Consider the following 18,473-nt stretch of genomic DNA (forward strand, 5'->3'; position numbering starts at 1 on the left):
GGGACATCCCGGAGGCGGCCCCGACGGATCAGCCCGACAGCGCGAGGTAGCCGTGCTCGGCGGCCTGCTGCAACACCCACTGCTCCCGATACCAGCCGGGCGTCGCCACGAGCGCCGCGTGTCGGCCCCGCTGCACGACCCGGCCGGCGTCCAGCACCACGATCTCGTCGAGTTCGGCGAGGCCGCTGAGCCGGTGGGTGATCAGCAGCACCGAGTGCCCGACGGTGGCGGCCAACGCGCTGGCCAGCACCTGGTCGGCGGCGGTCGGGTCGAGGCCCTCCGTGGGTTCGTCGAGCACCAGGACGCCCGGCGCGGCGAGCAGGGCGCGGGCCAGCGCGAGACGCTGCCGTTGACCACCGGAGAGCTGCCCGCCCTCCTCGCCGACGACCGTGTCCCAGCCGTCCGGCTGGGCCCGGACCCAGTCCGCCAGCCCGGCGGCGGTGGCGGCGGTGAGCAGCGCGTCCTCGTCCGCATTCGGACTACCGAGCAGCATGTTGTCCCGGACGGTGGCGTGGAAGACGTACGCCTCGGCGAGCAACCCCCCGACCAGGTAGGGCAGCTCCTGGGACGGGTACGCAGACACGTCCCGCCCGTTCAGGGTGACCCGGCCGGCGGTGGGGGAAACCGCGCCGGTCAGCACGGCGGCCAGGGTGCTCTTGCCCGCGCCACTCGGACCGACGACCGCGACCCGACGTCCGGGTGGCAGCTCCAGGTCGACGCCGTCGAGTGCGGAGGCAGCACCGACCCGGTATCGAACCGTCACCGCTTCGAACCGGACCGACGGTGCCGGGGCGACCGCAGGAGCGCTGACGGAGTCCCGGGGGGTCTCGGAGCTGGCGTCGCCGGGTGCCAGGAGCTGGGCGACCCGGGCCAGGCCGGACCGCAGTCCGGTCCATTGACGGGCCGCGCCGACCAGCGCGAGGGCGATCTCCACGGCGGCCAGGGTGCCGACGGCCAGGACGCCGACCAGCACCCCGTCCACATCGGCGCCGAGGGCCACGTACACCACCGCCCCGGCGGTCAGACCGGCCACCAGCACCCCGGCCGCGTCGACGGCGAAGCCGAGCGCCGCGAGTCGCCGCTCCAGCCGCGCCAGTCGGCGGGCCCGCCGCCCGGCGGCCGCCAGCGCGTCCGAGGTCGCCCCGAAGGCGGCCAGGTCGGCGGCGCCGTGGGTGAGATCGACCGCGTCGGTGGCGAGCGCTCCGCGCAGGGGCGCCACCTCCGCGCCGGCCCGTCGGGTCAGCGCGGTCGCCAACGCCGGCAGGGCAACGGCGGCCACCAGCAGCCCGACGGCGAGCGCGAGCGCGGCCGGCAATGAAACCAGTGCGGTCAGCCCGACGGCCAGTACGCTCACCAGCCCGGCCGCCGCAGCCGGCACGAGCACCCGCAGCAGCAGGTCCTGTACCGCGTCCACGTCGGAAACCAGTCGGCTCAGCGCGTCCCCACTGCGGGGCGGGTCGCCGCGCCGCGTCGCCAGGGTGGCGAAGACCCGGGCCCGCACGTCGGTGATCAGACGCAGCACCGCGTCGTGCCCGGCCAGGCGTTCGGTGTAACGCAGCACGCCCCGGCTCACCGCCAGCGCCCGTACCGCCACGATCGCCACGGTGAGCCGATCCAGCGGCGGCTGACCGGCGGCGGTCATCAGCAGCCAGGTCGCGGTCGCCATCAGGGCCAGCCCGGCGAACTCGGTGGCCGCGGCGAGCAGCCCGGCACCGATCAGGCGTCTCAGGTACGGCCGGGCCAGCCGCAGCACGATCCGCTCGTTCATCGCGCGGCGCCAAACGATCCGCTCGCTCATGGGCGCTCACCGGCCGGTACCGGAGTCAGTTCGGTGACCCGCCCGTCCTCGACCCGCAGGATGCGGTCGACGTCGGTGAGCAGCGCTGGCCGGTGGGCCACCAGAAGGGCGGTACGGCCGGCGACCAGACTGCGGGTGGCCGACAGCACCACCGCCTCGGCGGCGGCGTCGAGGCGCGCGGTGGGCTCGTCGAGCAGCACCACCGGCGCGTCCCGCAGGAAGGCCCGGGCCAGCGCCACCCGTTGCCGCTGGCCGCTGGAGAGGCCGTACCCCCGCTCGCCGAGCAGGGTGTCCAGCCCGTCGGGCAGGGTGGCGACCACCTCGTCCAGCGCGGCGGCATGGACCGCGGCGGAGAGGGCGGCGGGCGTGGCATCGGTGGTGCCGAGCCGGATGTTGTCGGCCAGCGACGCCGCGAACAGGTGGGCCCTTTGCGGCACCCACGCCACCTGTCGCCGCCAGCCGTCGAGGTCGATCTCGGTCAGGTCGATCCCGCCGACGGTGACCCGGCCGTCGGTCGGGCGCACGAAGCCGAGCAGCAGGTTGAGCAGGGTGCTCTTGCCGGCGCCGCTCGGCCCGATGATCGCGATGCGCTCGCCGGGTCGGATGGTCAGCGTCACGTCGCGCAGCGCAGTGGTGCGCTCGTACGCCACCGTCACCGATTCGAAGCGGATCTCGGCGGGCCCGTCCGGTTGCGTGCTCGCTCGACCCGCCCGTGCCGGCGGCGCCGAGCCGGAGAGCGTGAGTGCCTCGTCCAGCGCGGTGAGCCCTTCCATGCTGGCGTGGAAGCGGCTACCGGCCGCCCGCAGCGGCAGGTACGCCTCCGGGGTCAGCAGCAGCACCAGCAGCGCGGTCTGGAGGGCCAGCCCGCCGCCGAGCAGCCGGATGCCGACCGGTACGGCGACCAGCGCCACCGACAGGGTGGCGACGAGTTCGAGCACCAGCGCGGAGAGGAAGGCGATCCGCAGCGTCTTCATGGTGGCGACCCGGTGCCCGTCGGCCATCCGTCGTACCGCGTCGGTCTGCGCTCGGGCCCGACCGAACGCGCGCAGTGTGGGTAGCCCGGCCACCATGTCCAGGAAGTGCCCGCCGAGCAGGGAAAGCCGTCGCCACTGGCGCTCGGTGGCGGCCTGCGCCTGCCAGCCGAGCAGCGCCCCGAAGATCGGAATGAGCGGCAGCGTCAGCGCGATGATCACCGCCGAACTCCAGTCGGCGAAGAGGACTCGGCCCAGCACCGCGACCGGCACTGTCACGCTCAGCACGAGTTGTGGCAGGTAGCCGGTGAAGTAGGCGTCGAGTGCGTCCAGACCCCGACCGGCGAGCGTGGCCAGTTGGCCGGCGCGCTGTCCGGCCACCCAGCCGGGTCCATGTTGGGCGACGGCACCCAGCAGGTCGGCTCGCAGCGCCGCCTTGACCGTGGCGGCCACCTGCGCGGACACCGCGCCCTGCGCCCAGACCACCAGCGAGCGGGCCGCGACCGTGGCCAGCAGCCCGACCAGCGCGGCGCGGTCCAGTTGCCCGGTGAAGGCCGTGGCCAGCAGCACGGCCAGGGCGGTCGCCTGCGCCACGACCAGCCCGGCGGCGAGTACGCCGAGCAGCGCGAGCAGGGCGAGGTCGCGTCGGGCAGCAGGAACCCGGCGCAGCAGCCGCGGGTCGAAGGGGCGGCGGTTCACCAGTACACCGGTGCCCTGCCGTCGGTTCGTCCTCGAAAAATCCACAAGCACATCGCCTGGAAGCCTAGTAGGGCCGGCAGCAGCGGCACCGCCAGCCAGCCCAGCAGCCGCAGGGTTGGACCACTGGCGGCGGCGTCGGTCACCGTCAGTGACGCGCCCGGTTCCACGGTCGACACCAGCACGTACGGCCAGAGCGTCACCCCGACCAGCAGCACCGGCAGCGCGAGCGCCGTCGCGGTGGCGGCGAAGGCCACGCCGGGCCGTCGCCGCCCGAGCGCCACCCGCGCCGCGAGCAGGGCCGCCACCAGCAACATCGCCAGTAGTACGCCGACCGCGGGGCGCTGCGCGGCGGTGCGTACCCGGTCGGAGAAAAGCGCGACGACGGCGGCTGCGCCGACCGCGACGGTCGCGGTGAGGAGCAGCCGGCGCGCCAGCGGACGGAGCCGGTCGCTTTCTACGGTGGGTAGCCGGAGGGTGAGGAAGGTCGCACCGTGCGCCACGACCAGTGCCAGCACGGCCAGCCCGGTGGCGGCGGCGAACGGGGTGAACAGGTGCGTCACCCCGGCCACATGTCCGTCGGCCCGCAGCGGTACCCCCTGGAGCAGTCCGGCGAGCACCACGCCCCAACCGAGCGCGGCGAGCAGGCTGCCGACCACGATCACCCGCTCCCAGGCGGTCCGAGCCCGTCCGCCGCCCGGCCGGCTGCGCAGCTGCACCCCGGCGGTCACCAGGATCACCCCGGCGAGCGCGGCGGCCACCGCCGGGTAGCTGCCGGCGAGCAGTTCGCCCTCCAGTACGGGGAACGCGCCGAACAGGATGCCGACGGCGGCCACCAGCCACACCTCGTTGCCGAGGAAGAACGGCCCGAGCGCGTTGAGGGCGGCGCGTCGGCGTGGCGCGTCGGCTCCGCGGGCGAGCAGCAGACCGACGCCGTAGTCGTAGCCGCCGAGCACCAGATAGCCGGCGAAGAAGAGGCCGAGCAGGGCGTACCAGGCGAGTTCCATCTCCGGCTCCTCAGGCGAACGCGGGTTCGGGGCGGGGGTCGTCGGCCGGCGGTTGGGCCGGTGGGCGGCCGAGAGCGGGGTCGCCGGCACCCCGGGCGGCGTGCCGGGCGAGCAGCGTCCAGTTGGTGACGGCGAGCGTGCCGAGCAGCAGGGTGAAGCCGATCAGCGAGGTCGCCATCAACCACGGACTGATCGGCGAGACCGCCTGGTCGACCGGCAGCAGCCCGTACGCCACCCAGGGATGACGGCCGACCTCGCGGGCGATCCAGCCGAGGATCAGCGCCACGAACGGCAGGGGCAGGGTGAGCATGATCAGCCAGAGCGGGAACCGGAGGCGGATGATCCAGTCCCGCCAGAGCAGCGGGACGAGCAGCCAGAGCAGGCCGAGGGCGAATCCGATGAGGATCATGAAGCCGAGCCCGACGTTGGCCAGCGCGGGAGGCAGGTAGTCGCCGGGGCCGAATCTGGTGGTCCAGTCGGCGATCAGCGCGTCGGCTTCGGGGTTGCTCCCGAACTTGGTGGGTTGTACGCCGCCCACCGGCCCGAACTGGGTGAAGCCGAACCCCTGCACGAGGGTGATCGACAGCGCGGCGGTGACCAGCCCGATCCGCAGCGAGGTGCGGAACAGCGCATGGTCGGTGGTGCGCCGATTGAGGTGCCAGGCGCTGACCGCCGCCATCAGCAGGCCGCCGGTGAGCAGCGCCGCCGACACCACGTGCCCGAGCGCCATCCACAGGGTCGGGTTGGTCAGCAGTGCCGCGAAGTCGGTCAGGTGGGCGACTCCGTCGCGTACCTCGTAGCCGACCGGGTTCTGCAACCAGGAGTTGGCCACCATGATCCAGAAAGCCGAGGCGTACGCGGTGATTGCGACCCCGTAGAGCAGTGCGAGGTGCGCGCCGCGACGTAGCCGGTGCCAGCCGAAGATCCACATGCCGAGGAAGGTCGACTCCAGGAAGAAGGCGACCAGGGTCTCGATCGCCAGCGGCGCGCCGAAGACGTTGCCGGCGTAGCGCGACAGCCCGCTCCAGTTCAGCCCGAACTGGAACTCCATCACGATGCCGGTGGCGATGCCGAGCACGTAGTTGATCACGTATAGCTGGCCCCAGAATCGGGTCAGTCGCTCCCAGCGATGGTTGCCGGTCAGCACCCAGGCGGTCTGCATCCCGACCAGCAGGGTGACCAGCCCGAGCGTGACAGCCACGAAGAGGAAGTGGATCGAGGCGGTCGTGGCGAACTGTAGGCGGGCGAGGAGCAGGGTGTCCATGTCGGCTCTCCCGGGGCGGGTTCGTTGCGGATAGGGAGACTACACGTAGCGACGCTACATATAGGTCCGCAGTGCGAGTCGGGCCGACATCATCAGGGTTAGTTCAGGGTCCGTCAGCTGAGGAAGAGCGAGACGGGCAAAGCAGCCACGGTCGTGGTCACGGACAGCGCAATGGCACCGAGCAGCCGAGGCGGGCGTGCGGTGACCAGCAGCCGCTGCACCCGTACGTCCAGATCCCGGTCGCCCATGCCGAGCGCGCCGGCCGGCGTGATCCGATTCCCGGCGGCCGCGAACCGGCGCAGCGCACCGGCCAGCGGGGCCTCGGCGTGCAGCTCACGGGCCTTGTCGTCGGCGCGCATCTCGACCAGCAGCGAAACCCGCTCGTGTGCCTGCCGGACCCAGCGGAACCAGGGCAGCGCCCGACAGAGCGCGGTGAACGGCAGCAGCACCAGATCGTGCCGCTCCTGCGCGTGCGCCCGCTCGTGGGTCAGCACCGCCGCCAACTCGGCCCGGTCGAGCAGGCTGAGGGTGCCGGCGCTGACCACCACCCGGGGCTTCACCCCCGGAAGGCAGTACGCCGCCGCACCCGGATGGTCGAGCACCAGCGCGCCCGGCACGGTCGGATCCCGTCGGGCGACCAGGGTGAGCAGATCCCGGTGCCGACGCTGAGCGCGTACCGCGCCGTGGACGCTGCGTACCGTGGTGGTCAGCAGCACCGCCCCGATGCCGAGACCGACGCCGACCAGCCCCAGGTGCACGGCACCGAGACCGGCCGGCAGGGTACCGCGCCAAAGATCGTCAGCGAGCGCCAGCAGTGCACTGCCGGTGCCCCGCTGGTACGGGGCGAAACCCAGCGCGATCGGCAGCCCCATCGCGGAAAGACCGACCCCCAGACCGATCGCCTGCCAGCACAGGATCGCCACCCGAGGGCTGCGCCACGTCCAGGTGGAGCGGGCCAGCACCTGGGCGAGCAGCCAGCACGCCACCATCGAGGCGGCGAAGTGCAGGGTGTGCGCCACGGCCTCGCCCTACCGCTCCGCGGCCTCGTCGGCCAGGCCGGCGCGCGACGCCCGGTCTGCTGGCGACTCGACCCGGTCGGTCAGCCCACGGTCCGGGCTGTCCGCCGCCTGCCCAGGTGTGTCGGATGCCAACCCGGCCTGCGCCGAGAGCGCGGCGCGCAGCACGTCGGCCTCGGTGCCGGTCACCGAGCGGGCGAATCGGACCAGCGCCGCGTCCCGGCTGCCGCCCAGATCGAGCGCATCGAGCATGAGCTGGGCGATGTACGCCTCACGGCTGGCCGCGGCGCGGTAACGCCACGCCCGCCCTTCCCGCTCGCGCTGCACCATGCCCTTGCCGGCCAGCCGGTCCAGCACGGTCATCACCGTGGTGTACGCCAACTCGCGTCCGTCCAGCGCCTCGGCCACCTCGCGCACGGTGACCCCATCGGACGTGGCGGGAACCGTGTCCCACAGCACGTCCATCACCGCACGCTCAAGATCCCCCAGCCGAGTCACCCCGCAATCCTACCCCCCGTAGTAGACCCACCCCCACCCCGGACGTTCCACCCACCCGCACCCGCGCCCACCCCACCCACCCCCGCACCCACCTCCGCCGCACCCACCCCCACCCCACCCACGTCCACCTCCGGCCATCCCAGCAACTTCGCGGAAACTGCTGCTTCGTCACCACTCGACCCAGCAGTTTCCGCGAAGTTGTCCGGATCTTGAGCGAGCACCCGGGGCGGCGCCAGGCAACAGAGGCCGGAAGGGGAAGGGGCGAGAGGGGAGACGGCAGGCCGGTGAGACGACCGAGCGGCGAGACCACCGAGCGGGAGGACGAGGACGACCGAGCGGGGAGACGATCGAGCAGGAGAGACGGCAGGCAGGAGAGATGGCAGGCCGGGCAACCGACGCTGGGCAGCCCCCCGTAAGCCGTGACCCACGGACTGCCGCGCCCAGGTCCGGGTTTCCGGGGAGCCCCGCCCGCGCAGGGATCAAGCCTGACCGCCCGGAGCGGGTGGGGCTCCCCGGAAACCCCAGGAGCGGAGGCCCCCCGGAAGGAAACCCCACTCAAGCGAAGGCTCCCCGGAACCCACTCAAGCCAAGGCTCCCCGGAAACCCACTCGAGCGAGGACTGGAAATCCCGGAAGCAGGGAGAGTCAGACCCCCTTGGGGTGCCAGACGGTCTTCGTTTCCAGCAGGGCCGTCATCCGGCCGAGCCCGGGATCCGCCGACCAGTCGTGACCTGCCGCTACCGGCCGCAGCACCCGCTTGAGGTTCTCCGCGGCCTTGACCTCCAGGTCGGCGGCCAGCTCCGGGTCGGTCACCCCGGTCAGGTCGATGGCGTTGACGTCCATGTGCGCGGCCAGCGTGGGTACGGTCTCCGACAGCCGGCCGGTGAGGATGTTGACCACGCCGCCCGGCAGGTCGGAGGTGGCCAGCACCTCGGCAAGGGTCACCGCGGCCAGTGGCGCCGTCGGTGAGGCGGCCACCACCACCGTGTTGCCGGTGACGATCGCCGGGGCGATCACGCTGACCAGCCCGAGCAGGGCCGGTGTCTCGGGGGCGACCACCGCCACCACACCCGTCGGCTCGGGCGCCGACAGGTTGAAGTACGGCCCGGCGACCGGGTTCGCGCCCCCGTACACCTGCGGGAGCTTGTCGGACCAGCCGGCGTACCAGACCCAGCGGTCGGTCGCCGCGTCCACCTCGTCGGCGGGTACGCCGAGCGCGACGAACTGCTCGCGTCGGCCCTCCAGCATCTCGGCGACCCGGTAGAGGATCTGACCCCGGTTGTACGCGGTCGCCCCGGCCCACCCCTTTCCGGCGGCGCGGGCGGCCACCACGGCGTCCCGCGCGTCCTTGCGGGAGGCCAGCGACACGTTGGAGTCCTGCACGAGATACGACCGTCCCGACTCGCTACGCGGGAACTTCCCGCCGATGAAGAGCTTGTACGTCTTGCGTACCGCGACCCGCTCAGACATTGAGGTACGCCTCCAGCCCGTGCCGGCCGCCCTCGCGACCGTAGCCCGACTCCTTGTAGCCGCCGAACGGCGAGGTCGGGTCGAACTTGTTGAACGTGTTTGCCCACACCACTCCGGCGCGCAGCCGGTCGGCCGTCCACAGGATCCGGGAGCCCTTCTCGGTCCAGATCCCGGCCGACAACCCGTACGGAGTGTTGTTTGCCTTCTCCACGGCCTCGGCCGGGGTGCGGAAGGTGAGTACGGACAGCACCGGGCCGAAGATCTCCTCGCGGGCGATCCGGTGTGCCTGGGTGACGCCGGTGAAGATGGTCGGCGCGAACCAGAAGCCCCGCTCGGGCAGCTCGCAGGGTGGCGACCACTGCTGCGCGCCCTCGGCGGCGCCGGCTTCGGTCAGCTCCCGGATGCGGGAGAGCTGGGCGGCGGAGTTGATGGCACCGATGTCGGTGTTCTTGTCCAGCGGGTCACCGAGGCGCAGTTGGGCCATCCGCCGCTTGAGTGACTCCAGCACCTGCTCGGCGACGGATTCCTGAACCAGCAGCCGGGAGCCGGCGCAGCAGACGTGCCCCTGGTTGAAGAAGATGCCGTTGACGATGCCCTCGACCGCCTGGTCGACCGGGGCGTCGTCGAAGACGATGTTGGCGGCCTTGCCGCCGAGTTCCAGGGTGAGCTTCTTGCGGCTGCCGGCGACCGCGCGGGCGATGGCCCGGCCGACGTCGGTGGAGCCGGTGAAAGCCACCTTGTCCACGTCGGCGTGCTCGACCAGTGCCCGGCCGGTCTCGCCGGCACCGGTGACGATGTTGACCACGCCGGCCGGCAGGTCGGCCTGCTGGCAGATCTCGGCGAAGAGCAGTGCGGTGAGCGGGGTGGTCTCGGCCGGCTTGAGCACCACCGTGTTGCCGGCGGCCAGCGCGGGGGCGATCTTCCAGGCCAGCATCAGGAGCGGGAAGTTCCACGGGATGACCTGCGCCGCCACGCCGAGCGGCTGCGGGTTGGTGCCGCTGTGCTCGCTCGTCGGCCTCCGGCCGAACCCGGCGTACTCCAGCTTGTCGGCCCAGCCGGCGTAGTAGAAGAAGTGGGCGGCGACCAGCGGGAGGTCGACGTCGCGGGACTCCTTGATCGGCTTGCCGTTGTCAAGTGACTCCAGCACGGCCAGCTCACGCGAGCGTTCCTGGATGATGCGGGCGATCCGGAACAGGTACTTGGCCCGGTCCCGGCCCGGCATCGGACCCCAGACCTTGTCGTACGCCTTGCGGGCCGCCCGGACCGCCCGGTCCACGTCCTGTGCGCCGCCCTCGGCGATCTCGGCCAGCACCTCCTCGGAGGCCGGGTTGATCGACTTGAAGCTGCCGCCGTCGGCCGGGTCGACGAACTTACCGTCGATGAAGAGCCCGTACGAGGGCTTGAGGTCTACCACCGAGCGTGACTCGGGGGCGGGTGCGTATTCGAACATCGCGGTCAGTCCAGGGTGAAGTAGTCGGGGCCGGCGTACACGCCGGTCGTCAGCTTGGTGCGCTGCATCAGCAGGTCGTTGAGGAGGCTGGACGCGCCGAAGCGGAACCAGTCCGGGTGCAGCCAGTCCGGGCCGACGGTCTCATTGACCATGACCAGGTACTTGATCGCGTCCTTGGTGGTCTTGATGCCGCCGGCCGGCTTCACGCCTACCTGCCGCCCGGTGGCGGCCCGGAAGTCGCGTACCGCCTCCAGCATCACCAGGGTCACCGGCAGGGTGGCGGCGACCGGAACCTTGCCGGTGGAGGTCTTGATGAAGTCGCCGCCCGCGAGCATCGCCAGCCAGGAGGCGCGGCGCACGTTGTCGTAGGTGGCCAGCTCGCCGGTCTCCAGGATCACCTTGAGGTGGGCGTCCCCGCTGGCCTGCTTGGTGGCGACGATCTCGTCGTACACCTCGGCGTAGCGGCCGGCCAGGAAGGCGCCCCGGTTGATCACCATGTCGATCTCGTCGGCGCCCGCCTCGACGGCGGCGCGGGTGTCGGCGAGCTTGATCTCCAGCGGCGCCTGACCCGACGGGAAGGACGTGGCCACGCTGGCCAGGTGCACCCCGGATCCGCGCAGCACCTCGGCCACGTACGGGACCATCGAGGGGTAGACGCAGACCGCGCCGACGTGCGGGCAGGACGGGTCGGCCGGATCGGGCCGCAGCGCCTTCGCGGCGAGCGCCCGTACCTTGCCCGGGGTGTCCGCGCCCTCCAGCGTGGTCAGGTCGACCATCCGGATGGCGAGGTCGATCGCCTCGGCCTTGGCGGTGGTCTTGATGGATCGGGTGCCGAGTTGGGCTGCCCGCTGCTCCGCGCCGACCTGGTCCACGCCCGGTAGGCCGTGCAGGAAGGTCCGCAGAGCGGTCTCGGATCGTCCCAGCTCGGAGAGGTCCGAGCGGGCCGACGTCGCTGTCGCCGTCATGTCTCGAAGTCTACGCAGGTTGACACCGAGTGATCTTGGTCACCGCGGTCGACGAGCGCGCACGGGTGAGCGAGGTCGCTGGTCGCGGCCGGGACCCGCGCGCCGACATTCCGGGCGGGTAGGTTGAGCGATCGTGGACGTACTCGTCATTGACCACCCGCTCGCCCAGTCCCGGCTGACCGCCATGCGGGACGAGCGCACCGATTCATCGACATTCCGGGCGGCGCTCCACGAACTCACCACAATGCTGGTGTACGAGGCCGCCCGCTCCTTCCCGGTGGAGACGTACCCGGTGCAGACGCCGGTGACCGCCACCCAGGGCACCCGGCTGGCCAACCCGCCGCTGCTGGTGCCGGTGCTGCGGGCGGGTCTCGGCATGGCGGACGCCGCGCTGGGGCTGCTGCCCGAGTCCTCGATGGGTTTCGTCGGCCTGGCCCGCGACGAGGAGACCTTCGAGCCGCGCGCCTACATGGAGTCGCTGCCCCGGGACCTCGCCGGCCTGCCCGTGCTGGTCCTCGACCCGATGCTGGCCACCGGCGGCTCCCTGGAGCACTGCTGTCGACTGCTGGCCGAGCGGGGCTGCACCGACATCACCGTGCTCTGTGTGCTCGCCGCGCCGGCCGGCATTCAGCGGTTGGAGCGCTCCGGACTGCCGCTGCGCCTGGTCACCGCCGCCATCGACGACGGCCTCAACGACAGCATGTTCATCGTGCCGGGCCTCGGCGACGCCGGTGACCGGCAGTTCGGCGGCATGCCCCGCTTCTGAGCATGGCGACGGCCGCTGACCCCGGCGGCGGTTTGTGCTGCGGATGATGGCGTTCAGCGGCTAGCGTCTCGGGCCATGACTGGTGTGCCACTCGCCGAGGAACTGCTCCTGCTCGCCTACGACGACGAAACGGGTAAGGCGACCCTGCCGCGGATCAGCCTCGACCTGGGCATGGCCGCCGCCGTTCTCATCGAACTGGCCCTGGCCGGGCGGATCGCGTACACCGACGGCGCCTTGACCGCGGTGGACCCGACGCCGACCGGCGAACCGGTCACCGACGCGGTGCTGGCCAAGATCGTGGCCGACACGCCGCACAGCCCCTCCTCCTGGGTGCAGCGGCTCCGGCACGGCCTGCGCGACCGGATCCTCGGCGACCTCTGCGAGCAGGGCGTCGTCCGGGACGTCGACGAGACCGAGTTGGGCTTCATCCACGTCCACCGCTACCCGGTGGTGGACCCGTCGGTGGAGGAGGAGACCCGGCAGCGGCTCGCCGTGGTGCTCACCGGCGCTGCTCCGGACGAGCGGACCGCCGCGCTCGCGACCCTGGTCGCCGTGCTGCGGATGGAATCCGCACTCGGGGTCACCGGCGAGGACGCCGACGCCGCCCGACGCCGGCTGGAGGAGATCGCCAGCGGCGCCGGCTTCTCCGGCGAGGTCAACCTGGAGGACAGCGTGATCCGCCCGTCGGTGGCCCTGGTGGTGGCTGCCCTCGGCCGCGCCGTCGAGCACGCCCTCGGCCCCCGCCGCCCGCCCGAATCGCGTTGATCATGAGGTTGGCGGCACTCCTGGATCAACTTCGTCGCTAACCTCATGATCAACCGGGTGGGATGCCGAGGGCGTGGGCGATTTCGGTGCGGAGGGTGGTGACGGCGGACGCCGCGCGGGTGCGGGCCGCGGCTACGTCGCCGTCGGCGACCGGTTCCACCACTTCCAGGTACGCCTTGAGCTTCGGTTCGGTGCCGGAGGGTCGGATCACCACCCGGGCCGCTGCGGTACGCAGGATCATCACGTCGGCGTCGGGAAGCAGGTCCTGCGTCTCGGTGACCGGCTGACCGAGCAGGGTGGTCGGGGTGGCGGCGCGGATCCGGGCCATCGCGTCGGCGATCAGGCGCAGGTCGTCGACGCGTACCGAGAGCTGGTCGGTCTGGTGCACGCCGAACTCGGCGGCCAACTCGTCGAGCCGGTCGGCGAGCGTGCGCCCCTGCGCCTTGAGGCCGGCGGCCAGCTCGGCCACGGTCAGCGCGGCGGTGATGCCGTCCTTGTCGCGTACGTGCTCCGGGGCGACGCAGTAGCCGAGCGCCTCCTCGTAACCGAACACCAGTGGTTCGCTGCCGTCACCGGCCCGGACGATCCACTTGAATCCGGTGAGCGTCTCCCCGTACGGCAGCCCGCGCGCGGCGCACATCGTCCGCAGCAGCGACGACGAGACGATGGTGGTGGCGTACAGGCCGGTGACCCCGCGTCGCATCAGGTGATCGGCGAGCAGCACACCCACCTCGTCCCCGCGCAGCATCCGCCAACCCGAACCGTCGGACCCGCCGGCAGCGTCGCGGACCGCGACGGCGCAGCGGTCGGCGTCGGGGTCGTTGGCGATGGCCAGGTCGGCGTCGGTGCGCTCGGCGAGCGCGACCAGTCGGTCCACCGCGCCCGGCTCCTCCGGGTTCGGGAAACTGACGGTGGGGAAGTCAGGGTCCGGCTCGGCCTGGTCGGGCACCACGCCGGGCGTCGGAAAACCGGCGGCGGCGAACGCGGCGGTGAGCACCGCCGCACCGACACCGTGCAGCGGGGTGTACGCCACGGTCAGCTCCCGGGGACCGCCCGGGGAGACGACACCGACCGCCCGCGCCACGTACGCGGCGACCAGGTCGTCGCCGAGCACTTGCCCGGCGGGGCCGAGCGGCACCTGAGCCAGCGGGCCGACCGCGCGGATGGCGGCCTCGATGCCGGCGTCGGCCGGCGGCACGATCTGCGCCCCGGCGCCCAGTTCTCCACCCAACTCGGCACCGAGGTACACCTTGTAGCCGTTGTCCTGCGGCGGGTTGTGGCTGGCGGTCACCATCACCCCGGCCACCGCCGACAGGTGACGCACCGCGTACGCGAGCACCGGGGTGGGCAGGGGGCGGGGGAGCAGCAGCGCCGGGCGGCCAGCCCCGGTGGCCACCTGGGCGGTGCGCTCGGCGAACTCGCGGGAGCCGCGCCGGGCGTCGTACCCGATCACCAGCGGGCCGGTGCCGCCCTGGGCGGCGAGCCAGGCGACCAGCCCGGCGGCGGCCTGGGTGACCACCGCGAGGTTCATCCCGTTGGGGCCGGCGCGCAGCGGCCCGCGCAGGCCGGCCGTGCCGAAGGTCAGCGGCCCGGCGAACCGGTCGGCCAGCTCCGGTGCGCTACCCGGCAACTGGTCGAGCACCGCCCGCAGCTCCGCCCGACCGGCCGGGTCGGGATCGTCGGCGAGCCAGCGTTCGGCCCGCTCGCGGATGGTGTCGATGTCGCTGGTCTCCGCCGCCATGGCCTCTTGATAGCACGGCGCGGATCTCCACGGGCGTGTGCCCTGGCTCAGCCAGCCGACGTGAGCTGGAACGACTTGAGCATCTCCGCGTAGATCGGCTTGCTCTCCTCGAAGCGGGCGTCGGTCGAGGTGAGGTAGAACGAGTAGAGCCGGCCGTCGTGGGCCACCCCGTGCCAGATGCCGTGCCGCATCTCGTCGCCCTCGCCGCAGGTGTACTCGAACTCGGCCGACGGCTTACCGGCCAGCTCCTTCTCGGCCATGGCGACCTGAGTGTATGGCTTGGCACAGGAGGCCGAACGGGTCTTCAGCCCGTTCTCGGCCACCTCTGCCCAACGGGCCGAGGTGCCGCTCCACTTCTCGTTGAGGATGCGTACCCGACGGCCGCTGTCCTCCGGGTCGGTGTAGTCGATGTAGACCCCACCGGCCGGCGCGGCCCGCTTCCAGCCCTTGGGCACCAGCACTTGCACCCCGCGTGCCGAGTGCTCCTGCATCTCGATGCCGGGGCCTTCGTCCGCCGAGGCGGACGGCTCGGCGACCGGGGTGGTGGGCGTCTCATCGCCGCCGCTGGAGAAGGCCACGATGCCGATCAGCAGCAGCACCGCGAGGCCACCGGCCGCCGCCAGCTGCATCTTGCGTGGCCAGCCCTTCACGGTATCGACCACCCGGGTGCCGGCGGCCTTCGCCCGGTCGACCGGGCTGCTGCCGCCACCCGGAGCCGGGGCCGGCGTGCCGTACGGCTGGTTCGGCGCGGCCGGCCACTGCGCGGCACCGTAGGCGCCGACCTGCTGCGTCGCGTCGGGCTGGGCACCGCCGTAGCCGCCGACCCGCTGGGTCGCCTCGGGCTGGGCGCCGTAGCCGCCGAGCTGCTGGGTGGCGTCCGGCCCGGCGCCGTAGCCGCCGATCCGCTGGGTCGCGTCGGGCTGCCCGCCGTAACCGAAGATCTCCGGCCCGACCCGCTGGGTGGTGTCCCCACCGACCCGCTGGGTCGCCTCGGCGCCACCGTAGGTGCGGCCGGCGGGCGGGGACATCGCGGCACCCCGCTGCCCGGGACGGGCCAGGGCGTCGGCGCTGGTGTCCTCCATCGCGGCGGCGCCGGCCGCGGCAGCCTGGCCGGGGCGCTCGCCCCGGCGCAGCGCGGCCAGCCGGTCGGTCAGCGACTCGCCGGGGCCAAGCATCGCCCGGCCGCCGATCTGCCCGGACGGGACCGGCTTTGCCGGCGCGGCCGGCGCGCTGATCGGTGCGGGCAGCGGCACCGGCATCACTGAGTACTGGTCGGTCATCGAGTTGACCCCGGCGGCGCTGCTGCTCAGCGGGCCGGCCAGCAGCTCGCGCAGCATGGCGCGGGCGGTGTGCACGTCCAGCCGGCGGGCCGGATCCTTCTCCAGCAGACCCATCAGCACCCGGGTCAGCGGACCACTGCGTTGTGGCGGGGCGGGCGGATCCTCGACCACGGCGTGCATGGTCTCGATCGGGTCGCCCCGGTCGAAGGGCGGGCGGCCCTCCACGGCCGTGTAGAGCGTCACCCCGAGGGAGAACAGGTCGCTGGGCGGGCCGAACTCCTGCCCCATGGCCCGCTCTGGCGAGATGAAGTGCGGTGAGCCCAGCACCATCCCCGGGGTGGTGAGCTGCACGTCGGTGGGCATCCGGGCGACACCGAAGTCGGTAAGCACGCAGCGGCCGTCGGAGCAGATCAACACGTTGGCGGGCTTGACGTCGCGGTGCAGCACGCCGATCGCGTGCGCCACCTCGAGCGCGCCGAGCAGCGCAATGCCGATCTTGGCAACCACGCGCTGAGCGATCGGCCCGTCCTCGATCACCATGTCGGCGAGGCTGCGGGCGTCCAGCAGCTCCATCACGATCCAGGGGCGGCCGGCCTCGGTGACCACGTCGTACACCTGGACCACCGCCGGATGGGCGATGGCGGCGGCGGCGCGGGCCTCGCGCAGGGTGCGTTCGTACATCGCGTCGCGGTCGCTCGGCGCCAGGCCGGGCGGGAGGACGACCTCCTTGACCGCCACGTCACGGCGCAGCAGGGTGTCCGTGGCCCGCCAGACCGTACCCATGCCACCGTTGCCCACCGCCGAGCGCAGCGAGTACCGGTCACCGATGACGGTGCCGGGTGTCGCGCGTCCGTTGGTGGGAGTGCTGACTGGTCCGCCGCTCCACGTCGGGATCTGAGTCACAGAAAAGCCACCGGGGGAAGTCGAGAGGGCTGGGACACAACCCCCCTATCTTGCTGGTTCAGACGCCCGATGCGAAAGCCGGCGCGGCGGACGTTTCCAGTACTCGACGGTACGTGTGCAGCCACTCACCTCTTGTCGTGCCTTGTCGCGGCCGGGCGACGCGGTGTGCGGTATCCCTCACCCGCCACCCGTTCCACCCGTCCTACCATCCGGTGATGAGCGAACGGCGGTCAAGCGAGTCCGGTTTCCCGATCAAGGGCGTCTACACGGCCGACGACCTTCCCGGCGACCTGGACTCCCGCCTCGGCGGGCCGGGCGAGTTCCCGTACACCCGTGGGGTCTACCCCACCATGTACACCTCCCGCCCGTGGACCATGCGTCAGTACGCCGGCTTCGGTACCGCCACCGAGTCCAACGCGCGTTACCACCAGTTGTTGCGGGCCGGGACGATGGGCCTGTCGGTCGCCTTCGACCTGCCCACCCAGATGGGGTACGACTCCGACGACCCGATCGCGCACGGCGAGGTGGGCAAGGTGGGCGTGGCCATCGACTCCATCGAGGACATGCGACTGCTGTTCGACGGCATCCCGCTGGACAAGGTCTCCACCTCGATGACGATCAACGCGCCCGGCTCGGTGCTGCTGTTGCTCTACCAACTCGTCGCCGAGGAGAACGGCGTGCCGGGTTCGGCGCTCAACGGCACCATCCAGAACGACATCCTCAAGGAGTACATCGCCCGGGGGACGTACATCTTCCCGCCGAAGCCCTCGTTGCGGCTGGTCGCCGACACCTTCGGCTACTGCCGTAGCGAGGTGCCGAAGTGGAACACCATCTCGATCTCCGGCTACCACATGGCCGAGGCCGGCGCGTCGCCCGTGCAGGAGATCGCGTTCACGCTGGCCAACGGCGTGGAGTACGTCCGGGCCGCGATCGCCGCCGGGCTGGCCGTGGACGACTTCGCCCCCCGGCTGTCGTTCTTCTTCGTCGCGCGTACCACCCTGCTCGAAGAGGTGGCCAAGTTCCGGGCGGCCCGGCGGATCTGGGCCCGCCTGATGCGCGACGAGTTCGGGGCGAAGAACCCGAAGTCGATGATGCTGCGCTTCCACACCCAGACCGCGGGCGTGCAGTTGACCGCCCAGCAGCCCGAGGTGAACCTGGTCCGGGTGGCGGTGCAGGGGCTCGGCGCGGTGCTCGGCGGCACCCAGTCGCTGCACACCAACAGCTTCGACGAGGCGATCGCGCTGCCCACCGAGAAGGCGGCCCGGTTGGCGCTGCGTACCCAGCAGGTGCTGGCGTACGAGACGGATCTCACCGCCACTGTCGACCCGTTCGCCGGCTCGTACGTGGTCGAGGCGATGACCGCCGAGATCGAGACGGCGGCCGACGCGCTGATGGCCCGGGTCTTCGAGCACGGGTCTGCGGTGGACGCGATCGAGGTCGGCTTCCAGAAGCGGGAGATCGAGCAGTCCGCGTACCGGATCGCGCAGGAGATCGACTCGGGCGAGCGGGTGGTGGTCGGGCTCAACCGCTTCGCGATCGACGCCGAGGAGCCGTACGAGCCGCTGCGGGTCGATCCGGCGATCGAGGCGGCCCAGGCCGAGCGGCTGGCGAAGCTGCGGGCCGAGCGGGACTCCGCCGCCGTGGAGCGGGCGCTTGTCGAGTTGCGGGAGACCGCCTCGGGCACCGGCAACGTGCTCCACCCGATGAAGGCGGCGCTGCGCGAGCGGGCCACCGTCGGTGAGGTGTGCGGGGCGCTCCGCGAGGTCTGGGGCCGCTACCAGCCTACTGACCGGTTCTGACCCCGGTCAGGTCGTCACGGCAACGCACGGTCCGCCGCCGCCGGGCGTGCGGCAGTCGTCGCGGGGGACGTCACGGCCGAGTCGT

Annotated in this window: 14 protein-coding genes; 3 read left to right on the forward strand and 11 right to left on the reverse strand. The window is 72.3% G+C overall.

From position 1 onward, the window contains the following. Positions 1 to 28: 28 nt before the first annotated feature. The 9 genes from cydC to deoC form a co-directional block, all read right to left on the reverse strand. Positions 29 to 1,798, reverse strand: coding sequence for a thiol reductant ABC exporter subunit CydC (gene cydC / locus ACN26Z_RS05810; protein ID WP_421460150.1), 1,770 nt, complete (start codon positions 1,796 to 1,798; stop codon positions 29 to 31). Beyond that, on the reverse strand, positions 1,795 to 3,468 hold the full coding sequence (cydD, locus tag ACN26Z_RS05815) for a thiol reductant ABC exporter subunit CydD (protein ID WP_421460151.1): 1,674 nt from the start codon (positions 3,466 to 3,468) through the stop codon (positions 1,795 to 1,797). The genes cydC and cydD overlap by 4 nt, the downstream gene beginning before the upstream one ends. Beyond that, positions 3,465 to 4,472, reverse strand: coding sequence for a cytochrome d ubiquinol oxidase subunit II (gene cydB / locus ACN26Z_RS05820; RefSeq protein ID WP_421460152.1), 1,008 nt, complete (start codon positions 4,470 to 4,472; stop codon positions 3,465 to 3,467). The genes cydD and cydB overlap by 4 nt, the downstream gene beginning before the upstream one ends. A gap of 10 nt (positions 4,473 to 4,482) precedes the next feature. After that, positions 4,483 to 5,736, reverse strand: coding sequence for a cytochrome ubiquinol oxidase subunit I (locus tag ACN26Z_RS05825; protein ID WP_421460153.1), 1,254 nt, complete (start codon positions 5,734 to 5,736; stop codon positions 4,483 to 4,485). A gap of 113 nt (positions 5,737 to 5,849) precedes the next feature. Next, complete coding sequence (locus tag ACN26Z_RS05830) at positions 5,850 to 6,755, reverse strand: M56 family metallopeptidase (RefSeq protein ID WP_421460155.1); 906 nt, start codon at positions 6,753 to 6,755, stop codon at positions 5,850 to 5,852. Positions 6,756 to 6,764: 9 nt separating this feature from the next. Continuing rightward, the gene (locus tag ACN26Z_RS05835; RefSeq protein WP_421460156.1) at positions 6,765 to 7,250 is read right to left on the reverse strand and encodes a BlaI/MecI/CopY family transcriptional regulator; all 486 of its coding nucleotides are present in this window, start codon (positions 7,248 to 7,250) and stop codon (positions 6,765 to 6,767) included. A 644-nt stretch (positions 7,251 to 7,894) separates the two neighbouring features. After that, on the reverse strand, positions 7,895 to 8,719 hold the full coding sequence (locus tag ACN26Z_RS05840) for an aldehyde dehydrogenase family protein (RefSeq protein WP_093406195.1): 825 nt from the start codon (positions 8,717 to 8,719) through the stop codon (positions 7,895 to 7,897). Continuing rightward, positions 8,712 to 10,169, reverse strand: coding sequence for an aldehyde dehydrogenase family protein (locus tag ACN26Z_RS05845; protein ID WP_421460157.1), 1,458 nt, complete (start codon positions 10,167 to 10,169; stop codon positions 8,712 to 8,714). The genes ACN26Z_RS05840 and ACN26Z_RS05845 overlap by 8 nt, the downstream gene beginning before the upstream one ends. Before the next feature lie 5 nt (positions 10,170 to 10,174). Continuing rightward, positions 10,175 to 11,134, reverse strand: a complete 960-nt coding sequence (deoC, locus tag ACN26Z_RS05850) for a deoxyribose-phosphate aldolase (RefSeq protein WP_421460158.1) — start codon at positions 11,132 to 11,134, stop codon at positions 10,175 to 10,177. A 133-nt stretch (positions 11,135 to 11,267) separates the two neighbouring features. On the opposite strand from deoC, the gene upp reads away from it, so the two are divergent. Both upp and ACN26Z_RS05860 read left to right on the forward strand, forming a co-directional pair. Next, on the forward strand, positions 11,268 to 11,900 hold the full coding sequence (gene upp, locus ACN26Z_RS05855) for a uracil phosphoribosyltransferase (protein WP_093406203.1): 633 nt from the start codon (positions 11,268 to 11,270) through the stop codon (positions 11,898 to 11,900). A 75-nt stretch (positions 11,901 to 11,975) separates the two neighbouring features. Beyond that, the gene (locus tag ACN26Z_RS05860; protein ID WP_093406206.1) at positions 11,976 to 12,665 is read left to right on the forward strand and encodes a GOLPH3/VPS74 family protein; all 690 of its coding nucleotides are present in this window, start codon (positions 11,976 to 11,978) and stop codon (positions 12,663 to 12,665) included. A 49-nt stretch (positions 12,666 to 12,714) separates the two neighbouring features. On the opposite strand, the gene ACN26Z_RS05865 is transcribed toward ACN26Z_RS05860, so the two are convergent. Next, positions 12,715 to 14,406, reverse strand: a complete 1,692-nt coding sequence (locus tag ACN26Z_RS05865) for a phospho-sugar mutase (RefSeq protein WP_421460160.1) — start codon at positions 14,404 to 14,406, stop codon at positions 12,715 to 12,717. Positions 14,407 to 14,453: 47 nt separating this feature from the next. Next, a complete protein-coding gene (locus tag ACN26Z_RS05870; RefSeq protein WP_421460162.1) occupies positions 14,454 to 16,589 on the reverse strand; it encodes a serine/threonine-protein kinase in 2,136 nt (711 codons plus the stop codon). Positions 16,590 to 16,804: 215 nt separating this feature from the next. Between ACN26Z_RS05870 and ACN26Z_RS05875 the strand changes: the two genes are divergently transcribed. Continuing rightward, positions 16,805 to 18,388 carry an acyl-CoA mutase large subunit family protein gene (locus ACN26Z_RS05875; protein WP_093406216.1) on the forward strand — a complete coding sequence of 528 codons (1,584 nt, stop codon included), beginning with the start codon at positions 16,805 to 16,807 and terminating at the stop codon, positions 18,386 to 18,388. Positions 18,389 to 18,473: the final 85 nt, after the last annotated feature.

The organism is Verrucosispora sp. WMMD703 (genome assembly GCF_049178935.1).
GTDB lineage: Bacteria > Actinomycetota > Actinomycetes > Mycobacteriales > Micromonosporaceae > Micromonospora > Micromonospora sediminimaris.

Excerpts from the sequence above, each read along its gene's own strand:
- ACN26Z_RS05825 (WP_421460153.1), bottom strand. The coding sequence starts at position 5,736 with ATGGACACCCTGCTCCTCGCCCGCCTACAGTTCGCCACGACCGCCTCG.
- ACN26Z_RS05840 (WP_093406195.1), bottom strand. The coding sequence starts at position 8,719 with ATGTCTGAGCGGGTCGCGGTACGCAAGACGTACAAGCTCTTCATCGGC.
- ACN26Z_RS05865 (WP_421460160.1), bottom strand. The coding sequence starts at position 14,406 with ATGGCGGCGGAGACCAGCGACATCGACACCATCCGCGAGCGGGCCGAA.
- cydB (WP_421460152.1), bottom strand. The coding sequence starts at position 4,472 with ATGGAACTCGCCTGGTACGCCCTGCTCGGCCTCTTCTTCGCCGGCTAT.
- cydC (WP_421460150.1), bottom strand. The coding sequence starts at position 1,798 with ATGAGCGAGCGGATCGTTTGGCGCCGCGCGATGAACGAGCGGATCGTG.
- deoC (WP_421460158.1), bottom strand. The coding sequence starts at position 11,134 with ATGACGGCGACAGCGACGTCGGCCCGCTCGGACCTCTCCGAGCTGGGA.
- ACN26Z_RS05860 (WP_093406206.1), top strand. The coding sequence starts at position 11,976 with ATGACTGGTGTGCCACTCGCCGAGGAACTGCTCCTGCTCGCCTACGAC.
- ACN26Z_RS05845 (WP_421460157.1), bottom strand. The coding sequence starts at position 10,169 with ATGTTCGAATACGCACCCGCCCCCGAGTCACGCTCGGTGGTAGACCTC.
- ACN26Z_RS05875 (WP_093406216.1), top strand. The coding sequence starts at position 16,805 with ATGAGCGAACGGCGGTCAAGCGAGTCCGGTTTCCCGATCAAGGGCGTC.